The organism is Streptococcus sp. HMSC072D05 (genome assembly GCF_001815805.1).
GTDB lineage: Bacteria > Bacillota > Bacilli > Lactobacillales > Streptococcaceae > Streptococcus.
On sequence record NZ_KV822038.1, the window covers coordinates 365,212 to 375,544 of the forward strand.

Annotated in this window: 9 protein-coding genes; 8 read left to right on the forward strand and 1 reads right to left on the reverse strand. The window is 39.5% G+C overall.

Features of this window, described 5'->3' with window-relative positions; all coding sequences use genetic code 11:
- The first annotated feature begins 82 nt into the window (after positions 1–82).
- Complete coding sequence (atpD, locus tag HMPREF3057_RS07605; protein WP_000094371.1) at positions 83–1,489, forward strand: F0F1 ATP synthase subunit beta; 1,407 nt, start codon at positions 83–85, stop codon at positions 1,487–1,489.
- A gap of 10 nt (positions 1,490–1,499) precedes the next feature.
- On the forward strand, positions 1,500–1,919 hold the full coding sequence (locus HMPREF3057_RS07610; RefSeq protein ID WP_000940836.1) for a F0F1 ATP synthase subunit epsilon: 420 nt from the start codon (positions 1,500–1,502) through the stop codon (positions 1,917–1,919).
- Between the two features lie 32 nt (positions 1,920–1,951).
- On the opposite strand, the gene HMPREF3057_RS07615 is transcribed toward HMPREF3057_RS07610, so the two are convergent.
- Positions 1,952–2,965, reverse strand: a complete 1,014-nt coding sequence (locus tag HMPREF3057_RS07615) for a lactonase family protein (protein ID WP_000665595.1) — start codon at positions 2,963–2,965, stop codon at positions 1,952–1,954.
- A 144-nt stretch (positions 2,966–3,109) separates the two neighbouring features.
- On the opposite strand from HMPREF3057_RS07615, the gene HMPREF3057_RS07620 reads away from it, so the two are divergent.
- The 6 genes from HMPREF3057_RS07620 to HMPREF3057_RS07645 all read left to right on the forward strand — a co-directional run bounded on the left by HMPREF3057_RS07620 (position 3,110) and on the right by HMPREF3057_RS07645 (position 10,111).
- On the forward strand, positions 3,110–4,276 hold the full coding sequence (locus HMPREF3057_RS07620; protein WP_000400294.1) for an AI-2E family transporter: 1,167 nt from the start codon (positions 3,110–3,112) through the stop codon (positions 4,274–4,276).
- A complete protein-coding gene (locus HMPREF3057_RS07625) occupies positions 4,266–5,495 on the forward strand; it encodes a tetratricopeptide repeat protein (RefSeq protein ID WP_001065926.1) in 1,230 nt (409 codons plus the stop codon). The genes HMPREF3057_RS07620 and HMPREF3057_RS07625 overlap by 11 nt, the downstream gene beginning before the upstream one ends.
- Before the next feature lie 291 nt (positions 5,496–5,786).
- Complete coding sequence (locus HMPREF3057_RS07630) at positions 5,787–7,586, forward strand: Spy0128 family protein (RefSeq protein ID WP_000723553.1); 1,800 nt, start codon at positions 5,787–5,789, stop codon at positions 7,584–7,586.
- Between the two features lie 388 nt (positions 7,587–7,974).
- The gene (locus tag HMPREF3057_RS07635) at positions 7,975–8,616 is read left to right on the forward strand and encodes an amino acid ABC transporter permease (RefSeq protein ID WP_000121156.1); all 642 of its coding nucleotides are present in this window, start codon (positions 7,975–7,977) and stop codon (positions 8,614–8,616) included.
- Positions 8,617–8,626: 10 nt separating this feature from the next.
- Entirely contained in the window at positions 8,627–9,256 is a 630-nt protein-coding gene (locus tag HMPREF3057_RS07640; protein ID WP_049501498.1) for an amino acid ABC transporter ATP-binding protein, read from the forward strand.
- A gap of 15 nt (positions 9,257–9,271) precedes the next feature.
- The gene (locus HMPREF3057_RS07645; protein WP_000823413.1) at positions 9,272–10,111 is read left to right on the forward strand and encodes an amino acid ABC transporter substrate-binding protein; all 840 of its coding nucleotides are present in this window, start codon (positions 9,272–9,274) and stop codon (positions 10,109–10,111) included.
- The last annotated feature ends 222 nt before the right edge of the window (positions 10,112–10,333 follow it).

A 10,333-nucleotide genomic window follows, 5' to 3' on the forward strand; every position in this document is an offset into this window, starting at 1 on the left:
GGTTTGAATTTGATTTTCGAAGAGTATTAGGACCTAGTTGAGCTAGGAACCGACAGTATCTTATATAGAATAGGAGAAGGAGATGAGTTCAGGTAAAATTGCTCAGGTTATTGGACCCGTTGTCGACGTCTTGTTCGCAGCAGGGGAAACACTTCCTGAGATTAATAATGCACTTGTCGTCTACAAAAATGACGAAAGAAAAACAAAAATCGTCCTTGAAGTAGCCTTGGAGTTGGGTGATGGTATGGTTCGTACGATCGCCATGGAATCAACAGATGGTTTGACTCGTGGAATGGAAGTTTTGGACACAGGCCGTCCAATCTCTGTTCCAGTAGGTAAAGAAACTTTGGGACGTGTCTTCAATGTTTTGGGAGATACCATCGACTTGGATGCTCCTTTCGCTGAAGACGCTGAGCGTCAGCCGATTCATAAGAAAGCTCCAACTTTTGATGAATTGTCTACCTCATCTGAAATCTTGGAAACAGGGATCAAGGTTATCGACCTTCTTGCCCCTTACCTAAAAGGTGGTAAAGTTGGACTTTTCGGTGGTGCCGGAGTTGGTAAAACTGTCTTGATCCAAGAATTGATTCACAATATTGCCCAAGAACACGGTGGTATTTCAGTATTTACCGGTGTTGGGGAACGTACTCGTGAAGGGAACGACCTTTACTGGGAAATGAAAGAATCAGGCGTTATAGAGAAAACAGCCATGGTATTTGGTCAGATGAATGAACCACCAGGAGCACGTATGCGTGTTGCCCTTACTGGTTTGACAATCGCCGAATACTTCCGTGATGTAGAAGGCCAAGATGTGCTTCTCTTTATCGACAATATCTTCCGTTTCACTCAAGCTGGTTCAGAAGTATCTGCCCTTTTGGGGCGTATGCCTTCAGCCGTTGGTTACCAACCAACACTTGCTACTGAAATGGGTCAATTGCAAGAACGTATCACATCAACCAAGAAGGGTTCTGTAACCTCTATCCAGGCTATCTATGTGCCAGCAGATGACTACACTGACCCAGCGCCAGCAACAGCCTTCGCTCACTTGGATTCAACAACAAACTTGGAACGTAAGTTAGTACAGTTGGGTATCTACCCAGCCGTTGATCCGTTGGCTTCAAGCTCTCGTGCCTTGGCACCTGAGATTGTTGGTGAGGAGCACTATGCAGTTGCTGCTGAGGTCAAACGTGTCCTTCAACGTTACCATGAATTGCAAGATATCATTGCTATCCTTGGTATGGATGAACTCTCTGATGAAGAAAAGACTTTGGTTGCTCGTGCCCGTCGTATCCAGTTCTTCTTGTCTCAAAACTTCAACGTTGCCGAACAATTTACTGGTCAACCTGGTTCTTATGTGCCAGTAGCGGAAACAGTTCGCGGCTTTAAGGAAATCCTTGAAGGAAAACATGACCATCTACCGGAAGATGCCTTCCGTGGTGTCGGTTCAATCGAAGACGTCATTGCTAAGGCTGAGAAAATGGGATTTTAAGAGGTGATCTATGGCTCATTTAACTGTCCAGATCGTGACACCAGATGGCCTCGTCTATGATCACCATGCCAGCTTTGTATCGGTACGAACTCTGGATGGTGAGATGGGGATCTTGCCACGACATGAAAATATGATTGCGGTTTTAGCGGTTGATGAAGTGAAGGTAAAACGTATCGATGATGATACTCATGTGAACTGGATTGCAGTGAACGGAGGAATTATCGAGATTGCCAATGACATCATTACTATTGTAGCAGACTCAGCAGAACGTGCTCGTGATATCGATATCAGTCGTGCTGAACGTGCAAAACTTCGCGCTGAACGAGAAATCGAAGAAGCCCATGACAAGCATTTGATTGACCAAGAGCGTCGTGCAAAAATCGCATTGCAACGTGCTATCAACCGTATCAATGTCGGAAATAGACTATAAAAAAATGAACTTGAAACTCAAGTTCATTTTTTTTAATGTGGGAAGTTGATGCAGACTGCTTCAGGGACATGAAAGTCGTTAGAAAGTTCTGCAAGACGACCACTTTTAGGATTGCGTTTAAAGACGGTTGCGTTATCAGAATCTTGATGAACAGCAATGAGAAACTCTTGATCAGGAGTTAGGTCGAAATCACGTGGATTTTTACCATGACTTGGTACAATCTCTAATAATTCCAAGCTACCATCAGCGAGGATTGTATAGACTGCAATGGAATCATGACCTCGGTTAGATGCATAGAGGTATTTGCCATCTTTTGAAAGACGAATGGCAGCAGTAGCATTGAAGCCTTCGTATCCATCTGGTAAGGTTGAAATGACTTGCATGCGTTCAAATTCACCGACCCCATCATAAATCAAGACCTCGATAGTGCTATTAAGTTCGCAGATGAGATAGGCAATCTTATAGTGGTGGTGGAAAACGATGTGGCGAGCACCTGCTCCAGCTTGGCCGTGATAAGTGTGGAGCTTACTTAGTTTTCCTTCTGGACTAACATCGTAGGTCGTTACTTCATCTGTACCTAGATCACAGGTGACGAGATACTGGTCAGGTGTTAGATCTGTAAAGTGTACATGTGGAGAAGTTTGGTTTTCATGAGGGCCTTGTCCTCTATGCTGATCTAGATCCGTTTGGATGAGGCTACCATCCGTTTGGCGCTTATAAACTAGAACTTGGCCTTTGTGGTAGTTAGCTCCGTATACGAGACCACGTTTTTCATCCACTGCCACATAGCAATGGGGAGCGCCTTCTTCAACCACATGATTTAGCAAAGCGCCATCTGTCTTGTATGCAGCGATTCCACCTAAGCCATCCTGGCTTCCTACGGTGTATATGTGTTGCTGTTGGTCAAAGGCAAGGTAGGTCGGACTTGGTTCAGCAGCAAAGAGTTCAAGATCTGCAAGCTGGCCTGTTTCTGTATCAAAATCTGCCTTGTAAATCCCTTTAGATAAGCGACGAGTGTAAGTTCCAAAATAAACAGTTTCTTTCATGTCCATACCTCTTAATAATGATAAGTTCATTATACCACAAAATGGCAGTCATGAAGCATCAGATTCATCCATGTAAGCACTTTAAAAAAGAGTTATTTTAGTCTAAAAATGGTATAATGAGAGAATGACAGAAAGGATGTATTTATGGAACATAAAGAGAAACATTTTAGCCTATCTTGGTTTTTTAAGTGGTTTTTAGATAATAAAGCCATCACTGTATTTTTAGTAACCTTGTTACTGGGGCTAAACATTTTTATTCTAAGTAAGATTAGTTTTATCTTTTTACCGGTATTGGACTTTTTAGGGGTTGTCATGTTGCCAGTTATTTTATCTGGTTTACTTTATTACCTCCTCAATCCGATTGTGGACTGGATGGAGAAGCACAAGATCAATCGTGTTCTTGCCATTAGTATTGTTTTTGTCATTATCGGACTCTTTATCATTTGGGGATTGGCAGTCGCAATTCCTAATCTGCAACGTCAAGTCTTAAATTTTGCGAAGAATGTGCCGACATACCTGGAAGATGCTGATAAGGTGATCAATGACCTTGTAACCAAACGCTTGCCAGATGATTTTAGACCACAGTTGGAGCAGGTTCTTTCCAATGTTTCTAGTGAGGCGACCATGTGGGCCAGCAAAATCTCTTCTCAAGCTGTTAACTGGGTTAGCGCCTTTATCAGTAGCGTTTCCCAGGTCATTGTTGCGGTTATTATCGTACCCTTCATGCTCTTTTATCTTTTGAGAGATGGGAAAGGTCTACGAGACTATTTGACTAAGTTTATCCCAAACAAGTTAAAAGAACCTGTCGGACAAGTTTTGTCAGATGTTAATAAACAGTTGTCAAACTATGTTAGAGGGCAGGTTACAGTTGCTATTATCGTGGCAATTATGTTTATTATCTTCTTTAAGATTATTGGTCTCAGATATGCTGTGACTCTGGGGATCACGGCTGGTATCCTCAATCTAGTACCTTACCTGGGTAGTTTTCTTGCCATGTTGCCTGCTTTGGTTTTGGGCTTGATAGCAGGACCTGTGATGCTTTTGAAAGTGATTATTGTCTTTATTGTTGAACAAACGATTGAAGGTCGCTTCGTTTCTCCGCTTATTTTAGGTAGTCAGCTAAACATCCATCCAATCAATGTCCTATTTGTTCTCCTAACTTCAGGTTCTATGTTTGGTATTTGGGGAGTCTTGCTGGGAATTCCTGTCTATGCTTCTGCCAAGGTCGTTATCTCAGCTATCTTTAACTGGTATAAAAAAGTCAGCGGTTTGTATGAAGAAGAAGGGGAGGAAATCAAGAGTGAACAATAGTCAACACATGCTCCAGGCTTTGGATGAACAGGATTTAATCAAAGCGGATCAGTATTTTCACAAAGCCCTCGAAACAGATTCAAGTGAAGTTCTTTACGAACTAGCAAGCTATCTAGAGGGAATTGGCTTTTATCCTCAAGCAAAAGAAATTTACCAAAAAATCGTTACAGAATTTCCAGAAGTGAATCTGAATTTAGCAAGTATTGCTAGTGAGGATGGCAATGTTGAGGAAGCCTTTGCTTACCTTGAGGAAATCACACCCGAAAGTGACTGGTACGTGTCGGCTTTGGCCTTGAAGGCTGACCTCTATCAGTTGGAAGGATTGACAGATGTAGCGCGTGAAAAGTTACTGGAAGCCCTAAACTACTCAGACGATCCCTTATTAGTTTTTGGTTTGGCTGAGTTGGATAGTGAGTTAGGAAATTATCAGGAAGCTATTCAGGGTTATGCTCAATTAGACAATCGCTCCATCTATGAGCAAACGGGTGTCTCAACCTATCAACGAATTGGCTACGCTTATGCCCAGTTAGGCAAGTTTGAAGCTGCAACTGAATTCTTAGAAAAAGCTTTAGAATTAGAATACGATGACCAAACTGCCTTTGAACTGGCTAGTCTTTACTTTGACCAAGAAGAGTATCAAAAATCTGTTCTTTACTTTAAGCAGATTGATACCATTTCACCTGACTTTGAAGGATATGAATATGGTTATAGTCAAGCTTTGCATAAGGAACATCAGGTGGAAGAGGCCCTTCGTATCGCTAAACAAGGTTTGGAGAAAAATCCATTTGAAACTCGGCTCTTACTGGCTGCTTCTCAGTTTTCGTATGAATTGCATGATCCTAGTAGTGCAGAGCAATTTCTCCTTACTGCCAAAGAAGATGCAGAGGATACAGAAGAAATTTTCCTTCGCCTTGCAACCATTTATATGGAACAAGAGCGGTACGAAGATATCATTGCTCTCCAAAGTCAAGAACCTGAAAACCTCCTGACCAAGTGGATGATTGCCCGTTCTTATCAGGAAATTGAGGATTTAGATAAGGCCTATGAGCTCTATCAGGAACTATCGCTTGATCTCAAGGATAATCCTGAATTTCTGGAGCAGTATACTTATCTCCTACGTGAATTGGGGTATTTTGAAGAAGCCAAAGTGCAAGCTGAAGCTTATTTAAAACTCGTTCCAGATGATGTTCAGATGCAAGAACTATTAGAGACACTTTAAGGATTTCTATTTTTTGTAAAATTTTATTAACAGAAACGAATGACTTTAAATGAATGATTTGAAAGACCTCAGAGGTCTTTTCTTTTTTACTAATATAATATAAATGTTAGAATTTCTTATAGCCAATTTAGATGAAGTTTTGAACGATGAAAGCCTGCTACACCCTATAAAATAAGAGTTTAAAGGTATGATTTGAACATCGAACTACTATGAAATACTTGACAAATTTATATAAGAATATATAATAATAAATAAGGGAATCTATCCCCAAAAATAAAGGAGGCAAATGTTGTGAAAAAGATTAATAAAAAACTTTCTCATGCATTCATGGCGCTATTGTTAGTAGCTTCAGTATTTATCCCAGTACTAAGAACTAGCAATGTGGTTAAAGCTGCTGAACTACCATCTAGTAGCTATACGCTAACGACAGTACCGACAATTAACAATAATAAGTTAGTTGACGGTGCAGAGTATGGTGAAGGGAAATTTTACCTTCAAACCACCTACAAATTCGACAACTCAACAACGTTGAAGAATGGTGACTTTATGGTTTATAAAGTTCCAAATGAATTCAAAATTGAAACAGATTCAACTACTGAAATCTTTGGTAACGATGGAGTCACTAAAGTTGCTGAGTTAACGACAAATAAGTCTGTAAATACAGCGACTGTAACGGTAACTAACGAAGATTATTTTGCTAACTTACCTGAAGAGAAACAAATTTCGGCCTTATTTACTGTTGTATGGGCTGATAATGTTGAACTCAATAAATCATATCCAATCGACATTCCTGGAGCAGGAGTATACAATTTGACTCGTATTGTTCCAGATGAGGATCCAACAGGATTTACTAAATGGGGAGTTCAAGATACGAACGATCCAAATTATATTAATTGGTATATTCGCGTAAACAAATATGCTAATCCTTATGAAGGCGTTTCGATTCAAGATACAATCCCTGAAGGGCAAGTATTAGCTAGTGAGATTACAGGTTACTACTTTACTGAATGGGGTAAGGATGAACATCATCCTCTTTTGAATCCAAGTCACATTGTTGTTCAAGATTCTAATCGCTTCACTATTACTCCAAATGGTAATGGTGATCTAATCAACCAAGGTTTGTATGTAGTTTATAAGACTCGTATCACAGCTCCAGTTGATAATACAACAAAGAAAGCTTTCAATAACGTTAAAATTACGACTTCGACTGAAAACTTTGATGTAGAAGGTTTTGCACCATTAACCACAACTGAAGGTATTAGTTCAGGTTCACGTTCTACAGAAGTTTCATTTGAGGTTTCTAAGCAGTTAAAAGGAAAAGACTTAGCTGCTGAAGAATTTAGCTTCCAACTACTTGATCCAAACGGATCAGTTGTGGAAACTGTTAAGAATGATAAAGATGGCAAAGTGAAATTTAAAGCCGTTAAATTCTCTACAGTGGGTACTTATAAGTATCAGATCAAAGAAGTTAATGATCAAAAACCAGGTTTTGCTTACGATGATAAGACTATTAACGCAGAAGTTACTGTAACAGATGTTTATGGTGAGAAGTTTGCAAGTGTTAAATATGACAATAAAGTTTTTGTAAATTCGTATTCTGCTAAATCTGCAACAACTTCAATTACTGCTAAAAAAGTCCTAAATGGTAAAACTCTTGAGGCAGATAAATATGAATTTGAATTGAAAGAAGGCGACAAACTTGTAGCTACAGCTAAGAATGCTGCAGACGGAACAGTTGCTTTCCCAGCGATTGAATACACTGCTGCAGGAATTCACACATACACGATCACTGAAAAAGCTGGTAATGAAACTGGTGTAACTTATGATAAAAATGCTTATACAGTAACAGTAAAAGTTGTAGACAATGGTCAAGGTCAACTTGTAGCAACAGTTACAGGTAATAATCCAACCATCATAAATACTTATGTTGCTGAGACTCCGGGTTCTTCAGATAACAAACCTAAACAACCAGAAGAAAATAAAGAACTACCAAATACTGGTACATCTGAAATGACTATCTTGCTTACTGTTGTAGGAGTAGTACTTGCATTTGGTTCCATTCTCTTATTCCGTTTCAAAAAAGTTAAATAATCTAGTTGAAAAATTTTGATGCCCTTGCTATGGCATCATCAAAGAGCCACTTGTATGGATAGTAGAAATGATACTATTCTTATAAAGTGGTTCTTTTTTATATCTCTAGAGGTATGAAGTGAATGAGAGTAAATAGAGTTCTATATCATTGAAATCTTTATAGATATTTGATAAAAATATTTTGATTATTGTTCTCTCAGAATTAGAAGTTAAACCTATATTCTCGTCTAGAATCCTTATAATTCTTCGAATTCTGTAAGATGATATTTCGCTCTGATTTCTTAGATAAAGGTGTATAGTTCAATAATTATAGAATTTTTTTACAAAAACCCTTGCTAAATTGTTTATTTATGCTATAATAGGAACAATAATTTTTAGGAGGTGCAGTATGTCTTATATGTTTGAGATATTACCAAGTTTATTGAACGGTGCAAGTATGACTCTTCAAGTCTTTGCTCTGGTCTTGATCTTTTCAATTCCTTTAGGTATTGTCGTTGCCTTTGCTTTACAAGTCCGCTGGAAACCCCTCCATTATCTGATTGACCTTTATATTTGGGTGATGCGAGGGACTCCCTTGCTCTTGCAATTAATCTTTATTTACTATGTTCTCCCTAGCATTGGGATACGTTTAGATCGTTTGCCTGCTGCTGTGATCGCTTTTGTATTGAACTATGCAGCCTACTTTGCTGAAATCTTTCGTGGTGGGATTGAAACCATTCCTAAAGGTCAATATGAGGCTGCTAAGGTTTTGAAGTTTAGTCCTTTTGACACAGTGCGCTATATTATTTTGCCTCAGGTTACAAAGATTGTCTTACCGAGCGTCTTTAATGAAATCATGAGTTTAGTCAAGGATACTTCATTGGTTTATGCCCTTGGGATTTCAGATTTGATTTTGGCAAGTCGGACAGCAGCCAATCGAGATGCTAGTCTTGTTCCTATGTTCTTAGCCGGAGCGATTTATTTGATTATGATTGGTCTTGTAACCATTGTAGCGAAAAAACTTGAGAAGAAGTACAGTTATTACAGATAGGAGGATTGCTATGTTAGAATTACAAAATATCAACAAGGCCTTTGGTGGCAAACAAATCTTAACCAACTTCAGCCTATCTATTCCTGAAAAGCAAATCCTTGCAATCGTAGGTCCATCAGGAGGCGGAAAGACAACCCTATTACGTATGTTAGCTGGATTGGAAACCATCGATTCGGGGGAAATCTACTATAACGGCGAATCGCTAGCTATAGACGAACTAGAAAAGCGCAATCTTCTGGGATTTGTTTTCCAAGATTTTCAACTCTTTCCGCATTTGTCAGTTCTAGATAACTTAACTCTGTCGCCCATAAAAACGATGAGCATGGAGAAGGAAGTTGCTGAGAAGAGGGCGCGTGGTTTGTTAGAACAGCTTGGGTTAGCTGGACATGCAGATGCCTTTCCATTCTCACTTTCAGGTGGGCAAAAACAACGGGTGGCCTTAGCACGCGCCATGATGATAAACCCAGAAATTATTGGATATGATGAGCCTACATCAGCCTTAGACCCAGAATTGCGATTAGAAGTAGAAAAACTTATCCTTCAAAATAAAGAGCGTGGGATGACCCAGATTGTTGTGACCCACGATCTTCAGTTTGCGGAAAACATTGCTGATCAGATCCTTAAGGTTGATCCAAAGTAGGACTAGGAGGTGCCTATGAAGAGAAAGAAAATTGCCCTTGTACTTGCTCTGTTCTTTAGCTTCTTCCTGACGGCTTGTACTCAGAAGGCAAGTGATCCAAATCAGGATAATTGGGCCAAATATCAAAAACAGGGAAGCATTACCATTGGCTTTGACAATACCTTTGTTCCCATGGGATTTGAGGAAAAGAATGGCCAGTATGCAGGCTTTGATATTGACCTGGCCCAAGCTGTTTCTGAAAAGCTAGGAATTCAGATTAAATTTCAACCCATCGACTGGGATATGAAAGAAACCGAGCTACAAAATGGTACCATTGATGCCATCTGGAATGGCTATACAGCTACAGATGAACGGAAAGAGAAGGTTGCTTTTACCATTCCTTACATGGAAAATCAACAAGTTTTGGTCTCTAAAAAGTCTCAAAATATCCACTCAATTCAGGATATGACTGACAAAGTTTTAGGGGCCCAGGCAGGATCTTCTGGCTATTTGAATTTTGAAGGACAACCCGAACTACTCAAGAATCAAGTGAAAGATCAGAAGGCCAATCAATACCAAAGTTTCAATGAAGCCTTGATTGATTTGAAAAATGATCGGATTGATGCCCTTGTGATTGACCGGGTATATGCCAATTATTATCTCCAGTCTGAAGGAATATTAAATGACTACAATGTCTTTTCAGCTGGATTTGAAAGTGAAGCATTTGCAGTGGGTGTTAGACCTGCTGATAAAACTTTGCTAGCTGCTCTGAATCAGGCTTTTATATCACTATACCAAGAAGGAAAATTCCAGGAAATCAGCCAGAAATGGTTTGGGGAAGATGTAGCCACCAGTCAAGTTAAAAATCAAGAATAAGAAAAGAGATTGAGTTTTTTCTCAGTCTCTTTTTGCATCGAAAAATCCTCTGGAAAGTACCAGAGGATAAGGGTTTATACTCAATGAAAATCAAAGAGCAAACTAGGAAGTTAGCCGCAGGCTGCTCAAAACACTGTTTTGAGGTTGTAGATAAGATTGACAAAGTCAGGAACATATATCTACGGCAAGGCAACGCTGACGTGGTTTGAAGAGATTTTCGAA